20 protein-coding genes are annotated in these 22,020 nt (G+C 61.1%); 11 read left to right on the forward strand and 9 right to left on the reverse strand.

What is annotated here, in order from left to right; all coding sequences use genetic code 11:
• Positions 1-519 precede the first annotated feature (519 nt).
• The gene (locus AC0Z8Z_RS03645; protein ID WP_485617923.1) at positions 520-2,178 is read left to right on the forward strand and encodes a nitrite/sulfite reductase; all 1,659 of its coding nucleotides are present in this window, start codon (positions 520-522) and stop codon (positions 2,176-2,178) included.
• Positions 2,162-2,656 (forward strand): DUF934 domain-containing protein, encoded by a 495-nt coding sequence (locus AC0Z8Z_RS03650; protein ID WP_074887803.1) that lies wholly within the window; start codon positions 2,162-2,164, stop codon positions 2,654-2,656. The genes AC0Z8Z_RS03645 and AC0Z8Z_RS03650 overlap by 17 nt, the downstream gene beginning before the upstream one ends.
• 144 nt (positions 2,657-2,800) lie before the next feature.
• Here AC0Z8Z_RS03650 and sohB read toward each other — a convergent pair whose 3' ends face one another.
• Positions 2,801-3,823 carry a protease SohB gene (gene sohB / locus AC0Z8Z_RS03655; protein ID WP_122538352.1) on the reverse strand — a complete coding sequence of 341 codons (1,023 nt, stop codon included), beginning with the start codon at positions 3,821-3,823 and terminating at the stop codon, positions 2,801-2,803.
• Between the two features lie 207 nt (positions 3,824-4,030).
• Between sohB and AC0Z8Z_RS03660 the strand changes: the two genes are divergently transcribed.
• The 6 genes from AC0Z8Z_RS03660 (at position 4,031) to AC0Z8Z_RS03685 (ending at position 9,645) form a co-directional block, all read left to right on the forward strand.
• Complete coding sequence (locus tag AC0Z8Z_RS03660) at positions 4,031-4,741, forward strand: histidine phosphatase family protein (RefSeq protein WP_485617925.1); 711 nt, start codon at positions 4,031-4,033, stop codon at positions 4,739-4,741.
• A gap of 57 nt (positions 4,742-4,798) precedes the next feature.
• Complete coding sequence (locus tag AC0Z8Z_RS03665; RefSeq protein WP_074887795.1) at positions 4,799-5,113, forward strand: SCP2 sterol-binding domain-containing protein; 315 nt, start codon at positions 4,799-4,801, stop codon at positions 5,111-5,113.
• A 354-nt stretch (positions 5,114-5,467) separates the two neighbouring features.
• Positions 5,468-6,535 (forward strand): phosphotransferase family protein, encoded by a 1,068-nt coding sequence (locus AC0Z8Z_RS03670; protein WP_485617927.1) that lies wholly within the window; start codon positions 5,468-5,470, stop codon positions 6,533-6,535.
• Positions 6,536-6,559: 24 nt separating this feature from the next.
• Positions 6,560-7,327: an SDR family oxidoreductase gene (locus AC0Z8Z_RS03675; protein WP_122538346.1), complete on the forward strand. Its 768-nt coding sequence runs from the start codon at positions 6,560-6,562 to the stop codon at positions 7,325-7,327.
• Between the two features lie 126 nt (positions 7,328-7,453).
• Positions 7,454-8,593: a Gfo/Idh/MocA family protein gene (locus AC0Z8Z_RS03680; RefSeq protein WP_485617929.1), complete on the forward strand. Its 1,140-nt coding sequence runs from the start codon at positions 7,454-7,456 to the stop codon at positions 8,591-8,593.
• A 278-nt stretch (positions 8,594-8,871) separates the two neighbouring features.
• A complete protein-coding gene (locus AC0Z8Z_RS03685) occupies positions 8,872-9,645 on the forward strand; it encodes a TSUP family transporter (protein WP_122538340.1) in 774 nt (257 codons plus the stop codon).
• Here the strand turns inward: AC0Z8Z_RS03685 and nudC are convergent.
• Both nudC and AC0Z8Z_RS03695 read right to left on the reverse strand, forming a co-directional pair.
• Positions 9,607-10,461, reverse strand: coding sequence for an NAD(+) diphosphatase (gene nudC, locus AC0Z8Z_RS03690; RefSeq protein WP_485617931.1), 855 nt, complete (start codon positions 10,459-10,461; stop codon positions 9,607-9,609). The genes AC0Z8Z_RS03685 and nudC overlap by 39 nt on opposite strands.
• 89 nt (positions 10,462-10,550) lie before the next feature.
• Positions 10,551-11,363: a crotonase/enoyl-CoA hydratase family protein gene (locus AC0Z8Z_RS03695; protein ID WP_485617932.1), complete on the reverse strand. Its 813-nt coding sequence runs from the start codon at positions 11,361-11,363 to the stop codon at positions 10,551-10,553.
• A 284-nt stretch (positions 11,364-11,647) separates the two neighbouring features.
• Between AC0Z8Z_RS03695 and AC0Z8Z_RS03700 the strand changes: the two genes are divergently transcribed.
• Positions 11,648-13,132, forward strand: a complete 1,485-nt coding sequence (locus AC0Z8Z_RS03700) for an ATPase domain-containing protein (RefSeq protein ID WP_485617934.1) — start codon at positions 11,648-11,650, stop codon at positions 13,130-13,132.
• Positions 13,129-15,159, forward strand: a complete 2,031-nt coding sequence (locus tag AC0Z8Z_RS03705; protein WP_485617936.1) for a response regulator — start codon at positions 13,129-13,131, stop codon at positions 15,157-15,159. Before AC0Z8Z_RS03700 ends, AC0Z8Z_RS03705 begins: the two co-directional genes overlap by 4 nt.
• Positions 15,160-15,221: 62 nt before the next feature.
• On the opposite strand, the gene AC0Z8Z_RS03710 is transcribed toward AC0Z8Z_RS03705, so the two are convergent.
• The 5 genes from AC0Z8Z_RS03710 to leuC all read right to left on the reverse strand — a co-directional run bounded on the left by AC0Z8Z_RS03710 (position 15,222) and on the right by leuC (position 20,403).
• Positions 15,222-15,599 (reverse strand): response regulator, encoded by a 378-nt coding sequence (locus AC0Z8Z_RS03710; RefSeq protein WP_122538696.1) that lies wholly within the window; start codon positions 15,597-15,599, stop codon positions 15,222-15,224.
• 312 nt (positions 15,600-15,911) lie between these two features.
• Entirely contained in the window at positions 15,912-17,024 is a 1,113-nt protein-coding gene (gene asd / locus AC0Z8Z_RS03715; RefSeq protein ID WP_485617938.1) for an aspartate-semialdehyde dehydrogenase, read from the reverse strand.
• Between the two features lie 81 nt (positions 17,025-17,105).
• Positions 17,106-18,188 (reverse strand): 3-isopropylmalate dehydrogenase, encoded by a 1,083-nt coding sequence (gene leuB, locus AC0Z8Z_RS03720; RefSeq protein WP_485617940.1) that lies wholly within the window; start codon positions 18,186-18,188, stop codon positions 17,106-17,108.
• 141 nt (positions 18,189-18,329) lie between these two features.
• Entirely contained in the window at positions 18,330-18,968 is a 639-nt protein-coding gene (gene leuD, locus AC0Z8Z_RS03725) for a 3-isopropylmalate dehydratase small subunit (RefSeq protein ID WP_074885036.1), read from the reverse strand.
• A 10-nt stretch (positions 18,969-18,978) separates the two neighbouring features.
• Positions 18,979-20,403, reverse strand: a complete 1,425-nt coding sequence (gene leuC, locus AC0Z8Z_RS03730; protein ID WP_485617942.1) for a 3-isopropylmalate dehydratase large subunit — start codon at positions 20,401-20,403, stop codon at positions 18,979-18,981.
• Between the two features lie 155 nt (positions 20,404-20,558).
• Between leuC and AC0Z8Z_RS03735 the strand changes: the two genes are divergently transcribed.
• Entirely contained in the window at positions 20,559-21,455 is an 897-nt protein-coding gene (locus tag AC0Z8Z_RS03735) for a LysR family transcriptional regulator (protein WP_485617943.1), read from the forward strand.
• A 51-nt stretch (positions 21,456-21,506) separates the two neighbouring features.
• Here the strand turns inward: AC0Z8Z_RS03735 and AC0Z8Z_RS03740 are convergent, their stop codons facing one another.
• Positions 21,507-21,950: an Hsp20 family protein gene (locus AC0Z8Z_RS03740; protein WP_122538320.1), complete on the reverse strand. Its 444-nt coding sequence runs from the start codon at positions 21,948-21,950 to the stop codon at positions 21,507-21,509.
• Positions 21,951-22,020: the final 70 nt, after the last annotated feature.

A 22,020-nucleotide genomic window follows, 5' to 3' on the forward strand; every position in this document is an offset into this window, starting at 1 on the left:
CGGTCTGGCACATGGACCCGCCACCTTCAATGGCGAGGCTCCTGCGGCATCGGCACTCTTCGCCGAACAGGCCATGCCCGCTACTGGTGCGTCACCCAGAACGCCACCGCCCCCACAACCAGCACAATAATGAAAAGAATGGCCCATGCATCCACATGGCTCTCGGATTTGGCAACTTTCGGGTGATTTCGCATTGCATCGCCTTTTGTCTGTTTTATGGGTGATCGCAAAACTCGCGTGCCAACGACGGACGTGGTCGGCCACCGCCTCAGTAAAGTTCAGGGATGCCCTTATCACAAGTGAGGCTATGCCAACCCGACGTGCTGCTTAGCACTTTCGGTTCTGTGCATATACTCAAACATCACTTTTGCGCATATCTGCAAACTGGTAACCTCCCCCGGCTCCGCAAGGAGTGCGCGGCCGTGCGCGCAGATTTGTTCGGTAGCCTGAAAGCAGACGACAACGCATCGCCTTTCCGGCTGGCCCAGCAGCAGTGAACCGCCTGAGAACAGGACCACCATGTACGTATACGACGAGTACGATCAGCGGATCGTCGAGGACCGCGTCAAGCAGTTCCGCGACCAGACCCGCCGCTATCTGGCCGGCGAGCTCAGTGAAGAAGAGTTCCGCCCGCTTCGCCTGCAAAACGGCCTCTACATCCAACGCTTCGCCCCGATGCTGCGGGTGGCTGTGCCTTACGGCCAGCTGACGTCACGCCAGGCCCGCATGCTGGCGAAGATCGCCCGCGATTACGACAAGGGCTACGCGCACATCAGTACCCGCCAGAACGTGCAGTTCAACTGGCCGGCACTCGAAGACATTCCCGACATTCTCGCCGAGCTGGCCACCGTGCAGATGCACGCGATCCAGACCAGCGGCAACTGCCTGCGCAACGTCACCACGGACCAGTTCGCCGGCGTCGCTGCCGACGAACTGGTAGACCCGCGCCCCTGGTGTGAAATCGTCCGTCAGTGGACGACCTTTCACCCGGAATTCGCCTACCTGCCGCGCAAGTTCAAGATCGCGATCAACGGTTCGACGTCCGACCGCGCCGCCATCGAAGTGCACGACATCGGCCTGGAGCCGGTCAAGAATGCTGCCGGCGAACTGGGCTTCCGCGTGCTGGTCGGCGGTGGCCTGGGCCGCACGCCAGTGGTCGGTGCGTTCATCAATGAGTTCTTGCCGTGGCAGGATCTGTTGAGCTACCTCGACGCCATCCTGCGTGTGTACAACCGCTACGGCCGTCGCGACAACAAATACAAGGCGCGCATCAAGATTCTGGTCAAGGCGCTGACGCCTGAAGTGTTCGCCGAGAAGGTCGAGGCCGAAATGGCCCACCTGCGCGGCGGCCAGACCACGCTGACCGAGGCCGAAGTGCATCGCGTCGCCAAACACTTCGTCGATCCGGACTACAAGCCGCTGACCGATTACAGCGCCGAACTGGCTGAGCTGGATAAACAGCACCCCGGTTTTGCCCGTTGGCGCTCGCGCAACGTCCTGGCCCATAAAAAGCCGGGTTACGCCGCGGTGACGCTGTCGCTGAAACCCACGGGTGTTGCCCCGGGCGATCTCACCGACAAGCAACTGGATGGCATCGCCGACCTCGCCGACCGCTACAGCTTCGGTCAACTGCGTACGTCCCACGAGCAGAACATAATCCTGGCCGACGTTGAGCAGAGCCAACTGTTCACGATGTGGGGCGAGCTGCGCGAGCAAGGCTTCGCGACGCCAAACATTGGCTTGCTGACGGACATCATTTGCTGCCCGGGCGGCGACTTCTGCTCGCTGGCCAACGCCAAGTCGATCCCGATTGCCGAATCGATCCAGCGCCGTTTCGACGACCTTGATTACCTGTTCGACATCGGCGAGCTGGACCTCAACATCTCCGGTTGCATGAACGCCTGCGGTCACCACCACGTTGGCCACATCGGTATTCTCGGCGTGGACAAAAAGGGCGAAGAGTTCTATCAGGTGTCGCTGGGCGGCAGCGCCAGCCGCGACGCGAGCCTGGGCAAGATCCTCGGCCCGTCGTTCGCACAGGACGTCATGCCGGATGTGATCGAGAAGCTGATCAACGTCTACGTCGAGAAACGCAACGAAGACGAGCGCTTCATCGATACCTACCAGCGTATTGGCATCGACCCTTTCAAGGAGCGCGTCTATGCAGCGAATCATTAAGAACAACGCAGTCATCGACGAGACCTGGCACTTGCTGCCCAAGGACACGACGTTCGACAGCTTGTCCAACTGCGACGACTTGATTGTGCCGCTGAACCTGTGGCGCGAGCATGCCCATGCGCTAAAGGCCCGCGACGGCGGTCTGGGTGTCTGGCTGGACAGCGACGAGGAAGCCGAGGAAATCGGCGACGACGCGGATCAGTTTCAGGTCATCGCCCTGAACTTTCCGGCGTTCACCGACGGCCGCAGCTACTCCAACGCCCGCCTGTTGCGTGACCGCTACGGTTACAAGGGCGAGTTGCGGGCCATCGGTGATGTGCTGCGTGATCAACTGTTCTACCTGCACCGCTGCGGGTTCGACGCGTTCGCGATTCGTGCAGACAAAGACCCGTACGAAGCGCTGGAGGGTCTGAGGGACTTTTCCGTAACGTATCAAGCTGCTACCGACGAGCCGCTGCCGCTGTTCCGGCGCCGTTGATCCGACACGGATCGACAGGCAACAAAAAGCCCCGGTCTCGTGAGAAGCCGGGGCTTTTTTAGTTCTGCGGGATCAAGCTACAAACACCCTCAGTCCTGCGGTATGACGTCCGACGCCTTCCCGGCTAAAGCCGGTCCTACGAAATCACCAGAACCGCTGTTGCGTCAGCTTGCCCCACCACCCTGTCACCAAATGGTCGACCGAGGTGCTCGCCGCGATGCCCACACGCTGCTGCAGGCTTTTGCGCTCGGCGTAGTGCAGATGGAACACCTCGGCGGTTTTGGCTTTCTCCGACAGGTATTCATCGCTGGTCTTCAGCTCATCCACCAGTTGCTTGTCCTTGGCCGCGATGCCCAGCCAGATTTCGCCGGTGGCGACTTCGTCGATCTGCAACTGCGGGCGGTAGCTTGCGACGAAGTTCTTGAACAGCTCGTGGGTGATGTCCAGGTCCTCCTGGAATTTCTCGCGACCCTTCTCGGTGTTTTCGCCGAACACCGTCAACGTGCGCTTGTACTCGCCGGCGGTCAGCACTTCGAAATCGATGTCGTGCTTCTTCAGCAGGCGATTGACGTTAGGCAGCTGGGCAACCACGCCAATCGACCCAAGAATCGCGAACGGCGCACTGATGATCCGGGTGCCGATGCACGCCATCATGTAGCCGCCGCTGGCCGCGACCTTGTCGATGCAAATGGTCAGCGGAATGCCCGCCTGACGAATCCGCGCCAGCTGCGACGACGCCAGACCGTAGCTGTGCACCATGCCGCCGCCGCTTTCGAGGCGCAGCACCACTTCATCCTTGGGGGTGGCGAGGGTCAACAACGCGGTGATCTCGTTGCGCATGTTCTCGGTGGCCGAGGCCTTGATGTCACCGTCGAAGTCCAGCACGTAGACACGCGACTTTACCTCGGTGGACTTCTTGTCCTTTTTCAATTCCTTGGCCTGGGACTTGCGCAACGCCTTGAGCCGCGCCTTGTCCAGCAGCGAACCTTCAAGGCGATCACGCAGCCCTTTGTAGAAGTCATTGAGCTTGGTGACGTGCAACTGTCCGCCTGCACCGCGGCGCCCTCGACCTCGCATCGAGCCGATGACCACCAGCACCACGATGATCGCGATCACGATGGTGACGGTCTTTGCCAGGAAACTGGCGTAATCGAAAATGAACTCCACAGAAACTCCTTACCGGTACAGCAGATCCTCGGCAGAGGATCGCGAATGGGGCCAAGCATACCGGTGCGCCGGTGGCCGGGCCAGTGACGAGACGGGTGAATACGGGCCAGATCGGCCAATTCAAACGAGCGTATGTTTTTTCATTGACAGACCGCGGGCCGTCCTCATAACCTCCCAGCACTTTCAACGTGCCAGGGTGACGCGGTCGTGGGCAGCATCTATCTCATACGACATGGCCAGGCCTCGTTTGGTGCGGACGATTACGACGTCTTGTCGCCCACCGGTTTTCGCCAGTCGGAAATCCTCGGCGCACACCTCGCGCAGCTGGGCCTGACCTTCGACCGCTGCATCAGCGGCGCCCTGTACCGCCAGCGCCACACGGCTGAAACGGTGATTGCCCAGCTCAACGCCGCCGGCCTCCCCACCCCCGAGCTTGAAACCGACATCGCCTTCAATGAATTCAACGCCGAAGGCGTGATCCGTGCGCTGCTCCCGGCCATGCTGGATGACGAGCCCCATGCCTTCGAGATCATGCGCGACGCCGCCAACAACCGCGCCGAGTTTCAGCGTTTGTTTGCCGCGATCATTCGCCGCTGGCTGGTGGGCGATCACGACGCCGCCGCCCTGCAGAGCTGGCAAGCGTTCGTCGAGGAGGTTGAAGCGGGCCTGAGCGGGATTCTCGACAGCGCCGGGCCGAGCGATCGCATCGCCGTGTTCACCTCCGGCGGCACCATCACTGCCCTGCTCCACCTGATTACGCAAATGCCGGCCACCCAGGCCTTCGAACTCAACTGGCACATCGTCAACACCTCGCTTAACCACCTGAAGTTCCGTGAGCGCGAGGTGTCCCTGGCTTCCTTCAACAGTTACGCGCACCTGCAACTGATGAAGGCGCCGGAGCTCATCACCTACCGCTGAGCCCGGCCAACCGCACCCGCAAAGTGCTCGTCATCACTCATATAAAAGGATCACACCATGAGCTCCGTAGAAAACGCCGTTCAAGCCATGAAAGCCAAGTTCAACCCAGCCGCCGCTGCAGGCCTGGACCTGGTGTTCGGGTTTCGCATCGACGAAACCAAGAACTTCTCCCTGATCGTCAAGGACAGCACCTGCGAATTGCAGGAAGGCGAAAACCCGGACGCGCAGGTCACGCTGGTGATGGACGGCGAAACCCTGGAAGGCATCGTCAGCGGCGAGACCGACGGCATGCAGGCGTTCATGGGCGGCAAACTGCGCGCTGAAGGCGACATGATGCTGGCGATGAAACTGAGCGAGCTGTTCCCTTCCTGAGAACGCACCGTTCTTGCAAAAACCGAAGCTGCCCGGCTTCGGTTTTTTTTCGCCCGGACTGTGCTCGCGAAGACAGAGGAACGGCCGCTAAGTATGCAGCGACTGGAATGCCGTCTTCGTGAGCTAGCTCACTCCCACCGGGGCCGTGTTTACTGCGCGAAAACGTGGTGCCTGTCCGTGTGCGTATTCTCTGTAGCACGGCACACTGTGGGAGCGAGCTTGCTCGCGAAAGCCGTGAATCAGGGAGGCTGATTGCCCCGTAACACCCACGCCAATAGCCCTTGTTCACGGGCGTGGGGGCGCATTAGATTAGCCAATGATCCGGGCCAACCAAAATAATCTGCAGGGATAAGCATGCCGCTCACCGACCAGTCCACCCAGGTTCGATCCGGCGAAGAACTCGACGCTGCGTTGATCGACCCTTACCTGAAAGCCCATATCCCCGGCCTGAGCGCCAGCGCGCAGATCAGCCAGTTTCCCGGTGGCGCGTCGAACCTGACGTACCTGCTGAAGTATCCGGAGCAGGAATTCGTCCTGCGCCGCCCGCCGTTTGGCCACAAAGCGAAAAGCGCCCATGACATGGGCCGCGAATTTTGCATTCTCAATCAGTTGCGCGACGCCTTCCCTTATTGCCCCAAGGCGTACTTGCATTGCACCGACGAAAGCGTCATCGGTGCCGAGTTTTACGTGATGGAGCGGGTCAAGGGCGTCATCCTCCGCTCGGAGTTGCCCGCCGAGCTGAACCTCGACGCCGCGCAAACCGAAGCCCTGTGCAAGAGCTTCATCGATCGGCTGGTCGAGCTGCATCAGGTGGATTACACCGCCTGTGGGCTGGGCGACCTGGGCAAACCCCAGGGCTATGTGGAGCGGCAGATTCGCGGCTGGACCGAGCGCTACGAGAAAGCGCGCACCGCCGACGCACCGAGCTGGGAAAAGGTCGCGCGCTGGCTGGACGAGAAAAAGCCCGCGGACCATCCCGTTTCAAGCCTGGTGCACAACGATTACCGCTTCGACAACGTGATCCTCGACCCGGACAACCCGATGCAGATTATCGGCGTGCTTGATTGGGAGCTGACCACGCTGGGGGATCCGCTGATGGACCTGGGCAATAGCCTGGCGTACTGGATTCAGGCGGACGACCCGGCACCGGTGCAACTGATGCGGCGCCAGCCCAGCCATGCGCCGGGCATGCTCACCCGCGAGCAGTTCGTGGCCTACTACGCCGAGCGCTCGGGCATTGCCATCGACAATTTCGACTTCTACTACACCTATGGGCTGTTCCGTCTGGCCGGCATCGTCCAGCAAATCTATTACCGCTTCTTCTACGGCCAGACCCAGGACAAGCGCTTCGCCCAGTTCATTCACATGAACGGACTGCTCGAGCGGATGGCCCTGCAAGTGATTGAGCGTTCCAGCCTCTGATTGCGACACGACAAGGAAAACAACATGTCCAAGACCCAACTGTTCGACCTCGATGGCAAGATCGCTTTCGTCTCGGGCGCCAGCCGTGGCATCGGCGAGGCGATCGCCAAACTGCTGGCCCAGCAGGGTGCCCATGTCATCGTCTCGAGCCGCCGGATCGACGGCTGCCAGCAAGTGGCAGATGCGATCATCGCCGACGGCGGCCAAGCCACGGCCATCGCCTGCCACATCGGTGAAATGGAACAGATCACGGCAGTGTTCGCGCAGATCCGCGAGCAGTTTGGCCGCCTGGACATTCTGGTAAATAACGCAGCCACTAACCCGCAGTTTTGCAACGTGCTGGACACCGACCTCGGCGCGTTCCAGAAGACCGTCGACGTGAACATCCGCGGCTACTTCTTCATGTCGGTGGAGGCCGGCAAGCTGATGCGCGAACACGGCGGCGGCAGCATCATCAACGTCGCGTCGATCAACGGCGTCTCGCCGGGTGTGTATCAGGGCATCTATTCGGTGACCAAAGCGGCGGTGATCAACATGACCAAGGTCTTCGCCAAGGAGTGCGCGCAGTTCGGCATCCGCTGCAACGCCCTGCTGCCTGGCCTGACTGACACCAAGTTCGCCTCGGCGCTGGTGAGCAACGAGAAGATCCTCAACACCGCGTTGGCGCAGATTCCCCTGAAGCGGGTCGCGGCGCCAAGCGAAATGGCGGGGACGGTGCTGTACCTGGCCAGCGATGCGTCGAGCTATACGACAGGCGTGGCATTGAATGTGGATGGCGGTTTCCTGTCCTGAGCCTCTTGAGCCCACCTGAGCCGCCGAGGTGAAACTGAGGTGTTCCTGATGGAATAAAGATTCCATCAGGAACCTCCAACCGCCTACATTTTCCGCACAACAACAGGTCTCAAAGGACACGCTGTCATGCGCGGGAATTCTCTTCCAGAACTGGGCGTCGGTCTGATCGGCACGGGCTTTATGGGTCGGGCTCATGCCCTGGCGTTCCACAACGCACGCACCACCTTCGATCTTCCCTTCAACCTCAAGCTCGTCGCGCTGGCCGATGCGGATGTTGCGCGCGCGGAACAGTGCGCAGCCGGTTGGGGGTTCGAGCGCAGTCATGGCGACTGGCAGCAGTTGGTCAGCGATCCGGCGGTCAACCTGGTAGCGATCACCACGCCAAACCTGCTGCATTTCCCCATGGCGATGGCCGCTCTTGAAGCGGGCAAAGCGGTGTATTGCGAGAAGCCGCTGGCGGTGAGCCTGGAACAGGCGCGGGAGATGCAGGCGGCGGCGCGCAAGGCCGGCGTCGTGACGAGGGTGGGCTACAACTACCAGCACAACCCGATCATCGGGCTGGCGAAGCAGATGATCGAAAGCGGCGAGCTGGGGCGGATCGTCAGTTTTCAGGGGGAGTTCAGCGAGGACTTCATGGGCGATGGGCTGTCGCCCTGGTCCTGGCGCTGTGAAGACGCCCATGCCGGCGGCGCCCTGGCGGACCTCGGCAGTCATTTGCTGGCGATGGCGCGGTACCTGCTCGGCGACGTCGACGCGGTGTGCGCGGACTCGCAAACGGTGCACCCACAACGCCCGGCCACCTGCGGCAGTGAAGACCAACGGGCGATCAGCATCGATGACCAGACATACGCGCTGCTGCGCTTTGCCAACGGCGCGCGGGGCACGTTCGGCAGCAGTTGGCTCAAGCATGGCTACAAAAATCATCTGAGTTTCGAGATCGGTGGCACCGAAGGCACGCTGTCGTTTGATCAAGAACGTCTGAACGAACTGCGGCTGTACCGGGCAGGATCCCCCGGACGCGACGGGTTTCAGCGAATTCTGGCGGGGCCCGCGCAACCGGGGTATGCGTCTTTCTGCCCGGCGCCGGGACATCAGCTGGGCTACAACGAGCTCAAGACGCTGGAAGTGCATGAACTGATTCAGGCGCTGGGTGGGCAGGGTTCAAACGGGACGGATTTTGCCGAAGCCATGGAAGTCGAGCGCCTGGCCACAGCGATTCGCATGGCGGCGAAAGAGATGCGCTGGGTGAGTATTTCCGATATTTGAGTCAGGTGTCATGCCGCGAGATTGAGGGCGTTCAAACTGGCCTCTTCCCGGCTGAAGCCGGTCCCACAGTAAGAGCGTGCACCCCCTGACACACCGCGCGCGCTGTGAGTGGGACTGGCTTTAGCCGGGAAGGCGTCAGGTGCCACACCGCGAGATTGATTGTGTTCACGCCGGCCTCTTCCCGGCTGAAGCCGGTCCTACTCCACCGCCCGCCTTGCAGGTAGAATGCTGCGCTTCCGGGCAGCCATTCTGCCCATCTGCCCGATAAGCGCCTTCCCATGCCTTTCGAACTCACCGTTGAACCCACCACCCTGCTGGTGCTGGCTGTCGTTGCCTTTGTCGCCGGTTTCATCGACGCCATCGCCGGTGGCGGCGGTCTGTTGACCACGCCTGCCCTGCTCACTGCCGGCCTGCCGCCGCATCTGGTGCTGGGCACCAACAAGCTCAGCTCGACCTTCGGCTCGGCGACCGCCAGCTACACCTTTTATCGCCGCAAGCTGTTTCACCCGGCGCAGTGGAAACGCGCGTTGATCGGTACGGCGGTGGGAGCGCTGATCGGCGCGGTCGTCGCACATTATCTGCCTGCCGAGCTGCTGAATCAGATGCTCCCGGTGATCGTGTTCGGCTGCGGGCTGTACCTGCTGTTCGGCGGCACGCCCAAAGCACCGCTGGACAGCAACGCGCCGATCAAGACCAAATGGCAGCTGCCCCAAGGCCTGGGGCTGGGCTTTTACGACGGGGTGGCCGGACCCGGCACCGGGGCGTTCTGGACCGTCAGCACGCTGCTGATCTACCCGGTCGATCTGGTGAAAGCCAGCGGCGTCGCACGCAGCATGAACTTCGTCAGCAACGCCGCTGCGCTGATGATCTTCGCCATCAACGGCTCGGTGGACTGGGTGATCGGATTGACGATGGGCGTGGCGGTGATGGCTGGCGCCTTCATGGGCGCCAGAACCGCGATCAAGGGCGGTGCCAAGTTCATCCGCCCTGTGTTCATCACCGTGGTGCTGGGGTTAACCGTCCGCCTGGCCTGGCAACACTGGTTCAACTGAGCCTGAGCGCTGGGCCAGGTAAAGATCGATCAGATAGCGCGCAATCGAGCGACTGGCCGGCAACGGCGGCAGATCGTGGATGCTGAACCACTGGGCGTCTTCGATTTCGTCTGCCTGGGGCACGATCTCGCCGCTGGCGTATTCGGCGTGAAAGCCGAGCATCATCGAGTGCGGGAACGGCCAGCACTGGCTGCCCTTGTACTGGATGTTCCTGACCGTCACCTGCACCTCTTCCATCACCTCGCGGCGCACGCAATCCTCGGCCGACTCTCCGGGCTCGGCAAATCCGGCCAGCGTGCTGTACACCCCGGTCACGAAACGCGGTGAACGCGCCAGCAGCACTTCGTCGCCGCGGGTGATCAGTACGATCATGCTCGGCGAGATCCGCGGATAAGCACGCAGATCGCAATGCGGGCAATACATCGCCCGCTCCCCCGGCACCTGCCGGGCCGGCTGGCCGCAACTGCCACAAAAACGATGTTCACGGGCCCAAGTGCTGATCTGCGCCGCGTAACCGAGCATCTGGAACACCTCGGCGTCGTCGGCGAGCATGAACTGGCGCAGGGTTTGCCACTGCGCACCCTCTACATCCAACGCCTGAGCATCTCGAAGTGTCTGCACGTACACCGGCTCGCCGTCAAAATGGCCAATGCCGTGCTCATGCATCAAGGACAAATCCTGCCGCTTCAGCCATTCGCGCGGAAACAGCACGCCGTTGCGGTCCTTCAAAAAGCCCTGGTCACTCTGAACCACAGCCCAACCGCCGGGTGCCTGAACATCAAGCACGGCGGTGGTCCAACGCTTCGGGCGTGTCATGCCTCAACTCCTCTGATCACCGACCTCACCGTCTGCAGCTTGATGAAGTGCTCAGAAGCGGCAGGCAGTTATGCATTCAAATAGGTCAGTCAATTGTCGAAGACAGGCTTTTGTTTGCTCATGTGAGCCACCATCGCCAGCTTCAGGTCGGCCGATTGCAACATGGCAGCGTTCCAGGTGGCAACGTATTCGAGGCCGTCGTCCACGCTGTGATCGCGCATGTAGCCGATCATGCGCTTGCTGCCACTGATGGCGATGGGTGATTTGCTTGCGATGTCACGGGCGATGGCGAACACGCCGTCGAGCAGCTGCGGGAGGTCGGTGAACGTCCGGTTGACCAAGCCGATGCGCAGCGCTTCATCAGCACCGACGTTACGCCCGGTGTAAGCCATCTCACGCATCATGCCGTCGCCGATCAAGCGCGGCAGGCGCTGCAACGTGCCAACGTCTGCCGCCATGCCCATGTCGATCTCGCGAATGGAAAACAGCGCATCGTCCGCCCCATAGCGCATGTCACAGGCGCTGATCAGATCGATGGCGCCGCCGATGCAGTAGCCTTGAATGGCCGCGAGCACCGGTTTGCTGCAGCGGTCGACAACGCTGAAGGATTCCTGCATCTGCAGGATCTTGCGCCTCAGCAGGCGCGCGTTGCGGCCCACATCCTTGCCCAGCTCGTTGGCTACCGACGCGAGCAGCGTCAGGTCAATGCCGGCTGAAAAGTGCTTGCCGGCGCCACTGAGCACGACCACGCGGACGTCGTCGGTGTCCTCGATCCAGCGGAAAATCTCGACGATCTCCTGCCAGAACGCCGCGTTCATCGCGTTGATTTTTTCCGGGCGATTGATTTGCACATGGGCAATGTGGTCGGCCAGTTCGACCTTGAACGCACTGTAGTCAGACACGATGTTGATCCTTCCAGGGGCAGACGAGGTTTATTCCTTGACGCCGGATCATAGCAAGTCAGTATGTGCGCTCGCAGGCCACGGTTGCGCCATTTGCCGGACGGCGAATACGGCGAAAACCCCCAGCAAATGCCACTGATCGGCCAGTAATAAACTGAACGGTCTTATCCGGTAACGGTCCAGAGTGTTGGCGATATGGGATCGGATTTTCACGACCCTGACGGCCTGGGCAGCCAAATCTGTTTTGGCGCCCGACACTTTCTCAGGTCGCAAGAGGGCGATTCTTGACTACATCAAAAGCGGCAACCGGTATCGTGGGCCTGGACGACATCCTCGCGGGTGGTCTTTCACGCAGCCACGTGTTTCTCCTGGAAGGAGAGCCCGGCACCGGCAAGACCACCGTCGCGCTGCAGTTTCTGCTGGCGGGTTCGGCAGCGGGCGAACGGGGTCTGTACATTACGTTGTCTGAAACCGAGCGCGAATTGCGCGACGGCGCACGTTCCCACGGCTGGGAGCTGGACGAGAACATTTCGGTGTTCGAGCTGACGCCTCCTGAAGACTTGTTGAACGCTGCCCATCAGCAGAGTTTGCTGTACTCCTCGGACCTTGAACTGGGCGAGGCGACCAAGCAGATTTTCGAAATTGTGGAAAAGGTCAAACCTTCCCGGGTGATCATCGACAGCCTTTCGGAAATTCGCCTGCTGGCACAGAGTTCGTTGCGTTACCGCCGGCAGATCCTGGCGATCAAGCATTACTTCGCGCGCTACGACACGACAGTCGTCCTGCTCGACGACCTCACCACCGAGTCTCTGGACAAAACCGTGCACAGCGTTGCCCATGGCGTAATCCGCCTTGAAGGCCTGACGCCGACCTATGGCGCCGAGCGCCGCCGCCTGCGGGTGGTGAAGTACCGCGGCCAGAAATACCGCGGTGGCTATCACGACTTCAACATCATGGATAACGGCATTCAAGTATTCCCCCGCCTGGTGGCGGCCGAGCACCGTGCCGGGTATGTCAGCCGACAGCTCAGCAGCGGCATCAAGGAAATCGACGCCCTGCTCGGGGGCGGACTGGACAGCGGCTCGAGCACTGTGATTCTGGGGCCTGCAGGCACCGGCAAGTCGCTGATTTCTTTGACATTTGCCGCTGCGGCAGTAGCGCGCGGCGAGAAGGCAGCGCTGTTTATTTTCGATGAAGAACTGGGCCTGCTGTACACGCGGATGCGCAACCTCGGCATTGATCTTCGTGCACTTCAAGACACCGGGAATCTGCTCATTGAGCAAGTCGACGCCGCTGAATTGTCCCCCGGGGAATTTGCCCACCGCGTTCGCCGCTGTGTCGACGAACTGGGCATCCAGACCGTGGTGATCGACAGCCTGAACGGCTATCAGGCTGCGATGCCTGAAGAGAACGCGCTGGTTCTGCACGTGCACGAATTGCTGCTCTACCTCAATCGTCACGGCGCCTCGACGTTCATGACCGTCGCCCAGCACGGCCTGGTCGGCGACATGCAGACCCCGGTGGACATCACCTACCTCGCCGATTCAGTGATCCTGCTGCGTTACTTCGAAGCGCTGGGTCAGGTCCGTCGGGCCATTTCTGTTATCAAAAAACGCACAGGCACCCATGAATCAACCATTCGTGAATATCGCATCAGTTCGTCCGGCATGACCATCGGCGAACCGCTGGAAGCCTTTCAGGGCGTATTGCGTGGTATCCCTCAGTATCACGGTGAGAACAATCCGCTGCTGCGGGACACTGACGCGTGAGCACGCCGGGACAGCTATCGGAGCGGGCCATTATCCTGGCCCCCCTTGGGCGGGACAGCCAGATCGCGTTGACGATGCTGCAGGAAGCCGGCTACCCGGCGATGATTACCGGCGACCTGGCGCAGCTCTGCAGTGAGCTGATGGCCGGTGCCGGTCTGGCAATCATCGCCGACGAGGCCCTGCGCAATGCGGACATCAACCCGTTGCTGAGGCTGCTGGCCCATCAGCCGGCCTGGTCGGACTTTCCCATCGTGTTGCTGACCCACCACGGAGGCCCGAAACAGAATCCGTCGGCCCACCTGGGCAAAATGCTTGGCAACGTCACATTTCTGGAGCGCCCGTTTCATCCTGCGACGCTTATCAGTCTGGTGAGCACGGCGGTGCGCGGGCGTCGACGGCAATACGAAGCCCGCTCCCGCCTGGAAGAACTGCTGGAAAGCGAACAGCGGCTGCAGCATGCACTGAAGGCTGGACGCCTGGGTTCCTGGCAGCTGGACACCGAATTTCTGGCGCTGGAGTGCTCGGACATCACCAAGGCGCATTTTGGCAGGGCCGAGCGCGACGCGCTGTCCTACCACGACTGGCTGAGTTCGGTGCATGCCGAAGATCAGCCGCGCATGCAGTCGGCTCTGCAGCACACCCTGGACAGCGGCGCGGACTTCATCATTGAGTTTCGCAACGTCTGGCCGGACGGGTCGGTGCACTGGATCGATATTCGCGCACGGGCGATTCGGGCGCAGAACGGCCGCGTCAGCCTGCTTTCCGGTGTGACGTCGGACATCACCGAGCGCAAGCTGGCCGAACAACAGCTGCGCCGCCTCAACGAAACGCTGGAGCAGCAAGTCGAAGAACGCACCTCGCAGTTGCGTCATAACGAAGAAGTCCTGCGTCAGTCGCAGAAAATGGAAGCCGTGGGCCAGCTGACTGGCGGTATCGCTCACGACTTCAACAATATGCTGACCGGGATCATCGGCAGCCTCGAGCTGCTGAGGCGGCGTCTTGCAAGGGGTCGCACTGACGATCTCGATGGCCTGATCGACCTCGGTGTAACGTCGGCCAACCGCGCCGCTGCCCTGACCCATCGCCTGCTGGCGTTCTCGCGGCGCCAATCGCTGGACCCCAAGCCGGTCTTGATGAACGACTTGGTCAACTCCATGGGCGAACTGCTGAATCGCAGCGTCAATGAGAGCATCCGCCTCGACATGTGCCTGGACCCGGAACTGTGGACCGCCGAGGCCGATCCGAACCAGCTGGAAAGCGCCCTGCTCAACCTGGTGCTCAACGCCCGCGACGCCATGCCCGACGGCGGCATGCTGATGATCGAGACCTTCAACCGCCATCTCGACCGCGAGTTCACCAACGCCTACGAGAACCTGCTGCCGGGCGACTACGTGGTGCTCAGCGTGCGCGACACAGGCTGCGGGATGCCGGAGAACGTCATCAGCCGGGCGTTCGATCCGTTTTTCACCACCAAACCGATCGGCCAGGGTACCGGCCTCGGTTTGTCGATGATCTACGGCTTCAGCAAGCAGTCACACGGTCATGTCGCGATCGAGAGCCAAGTGGGCGATGGCACCACGGTGCAGCTGTTCCTGCCCCGTTATCAGGGCGCCGAGCAGCAAGAGACCCCCGCCCTTCCCGGCGACACACCCCAGGCCCGAGAGGGCGAAACCATTCTGCTGGTTGAAGACGATCCGGCCGTGCGCGCGCTGGTCAGCCAGGTGCTGAGCGAACTGGGTTATGCGTACGTGGAGGCCGGTGATGCGGTCGGGGCGATTCCCATACTTGAATCGAGCCAGCGTATCGACCTGATGATCAGCGATGTCGGCCTGCCCGGCATGAATGGACGCCAATTGGCGGACATCGGCCGACAGCTGCGGGCTGACCTGAAAGTGCTGTTCATCACCGGCTACGCGGAAAACGCCAGCGCCCGCTCAGGCTTTCTCGAGGAAGGGATGCAGATGATCACCAAGCCATTTGCCTTTGACCAACTGACGGCCAAGGTGCGGGAGATGATCGAGATCTGAAGCAGGACGGGTTTAGACACACAAGCCGGCGATTGCCGGCTTTGTTGTTTGTTGAGGCAGGCTCAGTTGAGCAGGGTCTGGATCTGCAAATGCAGCGTTTCCATGGTGAACGGCTTGGCCAGGATCGGCGCCTTTTTGGTGATCGGGCTACCACAATCCACGATCTCTGCCGGGTAGCCACTGATGAAGATAACCTTGAGCTCCGGTCGCAGCTTGACGGCGGGCTCGGCGATCATCACGCCAGACACCCCGCCCGGCAGGCGGTAATCGGTGATCATCAGATCGAGATGGGGTTTGGTGGCAAGAATTTCGAATGCCTGCTCCCCGTTCTCCGCCTGCAACACCCGATAGCCTTCGCCCGAGAGGTAATCGGACAGCAGCATCAGAATGAGCGGCTCGTCTTCGACGATGAGTACGACATTTTCTGCATCAGAGCTCATTTGAACGCCTTTGATCTTATAGATAGCTGCCAATACGACCATGGGCCGCGCCGGAGGTTGCGCAGATCATCAGTTATTTGATCAGGGCCTGTGGGGGGCTGAGAATGGGGCGGCCTGACAGCCGAAAGATCTCTGGCAGATGGATTCAGAAGGGCATCTTGCGATTCAACAGGGCCGTTGCCATCGCATCATTACAGGCCGCGCTGGGCAGGAGATCGCCATACCAGCCGAAGCGCTGTGCAGCAGTTTTGAAAGTAACTCGCCGAACGCGATGCAGCTCTGCCGCGAGGAAGAGCTGCAGTCACCGCAAAATCAACGCTCCAGCAGAATGCGCAACATCCGACGCAACGGCTCGGCCGCACCCCACAACAACTGGTCACCCACGGTGAACGCGCCCAGATACTGCGACCCCATGTTCAACTTGCGCAAACGCCCTACCGGGATATTCAACGTCCCGGTCACCGACGTCGGGCTCAGCTCTTGAATGCTCGCTTCGCGGTTGTTCGGCACCAGCTTCACCCACGGGTTGTGCTGACTGATCATCCCTTCGATGTCCGCAATCGGCACATCCTTGTTCAGCTTGATGGTCAGCGCCTGGCTGTGGCACCGCATCGCGCCGATGCGCACGCAAATGCCGTCGACCGGAATCGGGCTCTTGAAGCGGCCCAGAATCTTGTTCGTCTCCGCCTGCCCTTTCCACTCTTCACGGCTCTGGCCGTTCGGCAGCTCCTTGTCGATCCACGGAATCAGACTGCCCGCCAGCGGCACGCCGAAGTTCTCGGTCGGGAAACCCTCGCCGCGCATCGCCTCAGCCACCTTGCGGTCAATGTCCAGAATCGCGCTGGCAGGGTTTGTCAGTTCGTCGGCCACTGACGCATTGATCGCGCCCATCTGCTTGATCAGCTCACGCATGTTCTGCGCACCGGCGCCGGAAGCCGCCTGATAGGTCATGACGTTCATCCACTCCACCAGACCGGCCTCGAACAGCCCGCCCAGGCCCATCAGCATCAGGCTGACGGTGCAGTTGCCGCCGATGTAGTTCTTGGTGCCGGCATCCAGCTGCTGGTCGATGACCTTGCGGTTGACCGGGTCGAGGATGATCACCGCATCGTCCTGCATGCGCAGGGAAGACGCCGCGTCGATCCAGTAGCCCTGCCAGCCCGCTTCACGCAGCTTGGGGAATACTTCGCTGGTGTAGTCGCCGCCCTGGCAGGTCAGCACCACGTCCAGGGTCTTGAGCTCGTCGATGCTGTAGGCATCTTTGAGCGGCGCGACATCCTTGCCCACGGACGGGCCTTGGCCGCCGACGTTGGAGGTGGTGAAAAAAACCGGCTCAATGAGATCGAAATCCTGCTCTTCCAGCATGCGCTGCATGAGCACGGAACCGACCATCCCGCGCCAACCGACCAGACCTACACGTTTCATCGCAACTACACCTTAATTAAAAGTGGGGCCCCGACCGCAGAGAGCCAACGGGCTCAACCTGACGGTCGTGGGCCCGAGATATTACAGATTGCGCAGCGCGGCGACTACGGCGTCGCCCATTTCCTGCGTACCGACCCGGGCATTGCCTTCGGACCAGATGTCGCCAGTGCGCAAACCCTGATCCAGCACCAGGCTTACGGCTTTCTCGATCGCGTCGGCGGCTGCGTGCTCGCTGAAGCTGTAACGCAACATCATCGACACCGACAGAATCGTTGCCAGCGGGTTGGCCACGCCCTTGCCGGCGATATCCGGCGCCGAACCGTGGCAAGGCTCGTACATGCCCTTGTTGTTCGAGTCCAGCGATGCCGACGGCAGCATGCCGATGGAACCGGTGAGCATGGAGGCTTCGTCGGAAAGGATGTCGCCGAACATGTTGTCGGTGACGATCACGTCGAACTGCTTCGGTGCGCGGACCAGCTGCATGGCAGCGTTGTCGACGTACATGTGGCTGAGTTCGACGTCCGGGTAGTCCTTGGCGACCTGCTCGACGATTTCGCGCCACAACTGACTGGACGCCAGCACGTTGGCCTTGTCCACCGAGCAGAGCTTTTTGCCGCGCACGCGGGCCATGTCAAAGCCGACACGGGCAATACGGCGAATCTCGCTTTCGCTGTAGGGCAACGTGTCGTAGGACTGACGCTCGCCGTTTTCCAGTTCGCGGGTGCCACGGGGAGCACCGAAATAGATGCCACCGGTCAGCTCGCGGACGATGAGGATGTCCAGGCCCGCCACGATCTCGGGCTTCAGGCTCGACGCATCGGCCAGCTGCGGGTAAAGAATCGCCGGACGCAGGTTGGCGAACAGGCCCAGTTGCGAGCGGATCTTCAGCAAGCCGCGCTCCGGACGAATGTCGCGGTCGATGGCGTCCCATTTCGGGCCGCCGACGGCGCCAAGCAACACTGCGTCAACAGAGCGGGCAAGCTCAAGGGTCTCATCTGCCAGCGGCACGCCGTGCTTGTCGATCGCCGCGCCGCCGATGACGTCGTGGCTCAGTTCGAAACCCAGCTGGTATTTCTCGCTGGCCAGCTCCAACACCTTGACCGCCTCGGCCATGATTTCCGGACCGATGCCATCACCTGGGAGAATCAGAATCTGCTTGCTCATAAAACCCTCGTTTCAGAATATGCGTCGAGCCGGTAGATGGTGCCAACTCGGGAGCGGCAAGCTCCAAGCGGTAAGCTGCAAGAACCAGCAGTCACACCGCGGTCAACTTGCCGCTTGAAGCTTGAAGCTAATAACTGCCCCTCAGCGAAACAGCCAAGGCTGCGAAGCCCGATGCTTGCTCTCGAACGCTGCAATCGCCTCGCCGTCCACCAGGGTCAGCCCGATATCGTCCAGGCCGTTGAGCAGGCAGTGCTTGCGGAAGGCATCGATCTCAAAGCGGTACACCTTGCCATCTTCACGGGTCACGGTCTGCGCTTCCAGATCCACGCTCAACTGGTAGCCCGGTGTGGCTTCGACCACCTTGAACAGCTCATCGACCTCGCTTTCGCTCAGGATGATCGGCAGCAAGCCGTTCTTGAAGCTGTTATTGAAGAAGATGTCCGCGTAGCTCGGCGCGATGATGCTGCGAAAGCCGTACTCTTCCAGCGCCCACGGGGCGTGTTCGCGGCTTGAGCCGCAGCCGAAGTTTTCCCGGGCCAGCAAAACGCTGGCGCCCTGGTAACGCTCGGCGTTGAGCACGAAGTCCGGGTTCAGCGGACGCTTGCTGTTGTCCTGATACGGCTGACCTACGTCGAGGTAGCGCCACTCGTCAAACAGGTTCGGGCCAAAGCCGGTCCGGCGGATCGACTTCAGGAACTGCTTGGGGATGATCTGATCGGTGTCAACGTTGGCGCGATCCAGCGGAGCGACCAGACCGGTGTGTTGGGTAAAAGGCTTCATACGGGGCTCCTTATGCCTGGCTCATGGTGCGAACGTCGACGAAACGGCCGTTGACCGCTGCCGCTGCCGCCATCGCCGGGCTGACCAGGTGAGTACGTCCACCGGCGCCCTGACGGCCTTCGAAGTTACGATTGGAGGTGGACGCGCAGTGCTCGCCGCTCTCCAGGCGGTCCGGGTTCATCGCCAGGCACATCGAGCAGCCCGGCTCACGCCATTCGAAACCAGCTTCGATGAACACCTTGTCCAGCCCTTCCCGCTCGGCCTGTTCTTTCACCAGACCCGAGCCCGGCACGACGATCGCCTGCTTGATGGTCGACGCCACTTTACGGCCTTTGGCGATGTCCGCTGCGGCGCGCAGGTCTTCGATCCGCGAGTTGGTGCACGAGCCGATGAACACGCGATCCAGTTGAATATCGGTGATCGCCTGATTGGCCTTCAGGCCCATGTACTTCAAGGCGCGCTCGATGGAGCCACGCTTGACCAGATCGGCTTCCTGCGCCGGATCCGGCAAGTTCTGATCCACGGCCACGACCATTTCCGGCGACGTGCCCCAACTGACTTGCGGCTTGATCTGGGCCGCGTCGAGCTCGACCACGGTGTCGAACACCGCGTCGTCGTCGGACACCAGGTCTTTCCAGGCCTCGACGGCTGCGTCCCACTGCTCGGCAGTCGGTGCGAAAGGACGACCCTTCACGTAGGCAATGGTCTTTTCATCGGTCGCCACCAGACCCACACGGGCGCCGGCTTCGATCGACATGTTGCAAATGGTCATGCGGCCTTCTACAGACAGGTCGCGGATGGCGCTGCCGGCAAATTCGATGGCATGGCCGTTGCCGCCGGCGGTGCCGATCTTGCCGATGATGGCCAGGACGATGTCCTTGGCGGTGACGCCGAATGGCAGCTTGCCTTCGACCTTCACTTGCATGTTCTTCATCTTCTTGGCGACCAGGCACTGGGTCGCGAGGACGTGCTCGACCTCGGAAGTGCCGATGCCGTGGGCCAATGCGCCGAATGCGCCGTGGGTCGAGGTGTGCGAGTCGCCGCAGACCACGGTCATGCCCGGCAAGGTCGCGCCTTGCTCCGGGCCGATGACGTGAACGATGCCCTGACGCACATCGTTCATCTTGAATTCGGTGATGCCGTACTCGTCGCAGTTGTCATCCAGCGTCTTGACCTGCAAGCGCGACACCTGATCGACGATGGCGTCAACGCCATCCTTGCGGTCTGGGGTGGTCGGCACGTTGTGATCGACGGTCGCAACGTTGGCGTCGATGCGCCAAGGTTTGCGACGGGCGAGGCGCAAGCCTTCGAAAGCCTGAGGCGAAGTCACTTCGTGAATGATGTGACGGTCGATGTAGAGCAGCGCGGAGCCATCGTCGCGCTGCTTGACCAAATGCGAATCCCAGAGCTTGTCGTAGAGCGTTTTGCCAGCCATCAGACGGTTCCTCATCAGCGTATTTCTATGCCCCGGCCGCCGATGTCGCAATGACACCGGAAAGACCCTTGGCTTGTGGGGGTGATGCTATGGAATATGATTAAATAACTCAAATTCATATTTTTCATGCTTTGCATAACCAACAGGAATTCGAGATGGATCTGGCTAACCTCAATGCCTTTATTGCCATCGCCGAGACGGGCAGCTTCTCGGCGGCGGGAGAGCGCCTGCATCTGACTCAGCCCGCCGTCAGCAAGCGCATCGCTGGTCTGGAGCAGCAGCTCGACGTGCGACTGTTTGATCGGCTGGGCCGCGAAGTCAGCCTGACGGAAGCCGGTCGCGCCCTGCTCCCCCGCGCTTATCAGATCCTCAATGTGCTGGACGACACCCGGCGTGCGCTGACCAACCTGAGTGGCGAAGTGACCGGGCGCCTGACCCTGGCGACGAGTCACCACATTGGCCTGCACCGTTTGCCTACGTTGTTAAGGGCGTTTACCAAGACTTATCCGGACGTTGCGCTGGACATCCAGTTTCTCGATTCGGAAGTGGCCTACGAAGAAATCCTCCATGGCCGTGCGGAGCTGGCGGTGATCACGTTGGCGCCCGAGCCCCACGCGCGGGTGAAAGCCGTGAAGGTCTGGGACGACCCCCTGGACTTCGTCGCCGCACCCGAGCACCCGCTGGCCACTCAGAAAAACGTCAGCCTGGCCGACATCGCAGGCTACCCGGCGGTATTTCCGGGCGAGAACACCTTCACTCACCACATCGTCAGCGGACTCTGCGAAGCCCAGGGCCTGAAGCCGAATATCGCCATGAGCACCAACTACATGGAGACGATCAAGATGATGGTGTCCATCGGCCTGGCGTGGAGCGTGCTGCCCCGGACCATGCTCGACGAGCAAGTCACGGCCATCCCGTTGCCGGGAATCCAGTTGCGCAGGCAGTTGGGGTACATCGTCCACACCGAGCGCACACTGTCCAACGCCGCGCGGGCGTTCATGGCGCTGCTGGATGCGCAGGCTGCAGGGCTGGAGCAATCGCAGGCGCGCTGAACGCGCACAAAAAAGGCGCCCCGCAGGGCGCCTTCTGACGCTGACTCGGGATCAGTGAGTCAGGGTTTTCTGAGCATTGATTTCGATGCGTTTTGGCTTGGCCTCTTCAGGCACCAGACGCAGCAGGTCAATGTTCAACAGGCCATTGGCCAAAGCAGCGTTTTTGACCTCGATGTGGTCAGCCAGGCGGAACGACAGCTTGAATGCACGCTGGGCGATGCCCTGGTGCAGGAAGGTCACGCCTTCTGCGGTGTTCTCGCGCTTGTTGCCAGTGACGGTCAGTACGCCCTTCTCGACTTGCAACTCCAGATCTTCCTCCTGGAACCCGGCCGCCGCGATGACGATGCGGTATTGGTCATCAGCGTGTTTCTCGACGTTGTAGGGAGGGTAGCTGCTGGCCGACTCGTTGCGCGCCGCAGACTCGAACAGGTCGTTGAAGCGGTCGAAGCCAACGGAGTGACGGAACAGTGGAGCCAGGGAAAATGCAGTAGTCATCTGAAAATCTCCTGATAAATCAGCAAGTGGTTATCTCCGCGACCCGACTTCGGCATCGCGTAATCCCAAA

The sequence above is a fragment of the Pseudomonas sp. 1L-C-7-B-C1 genome (assembly GCF_057291635.1).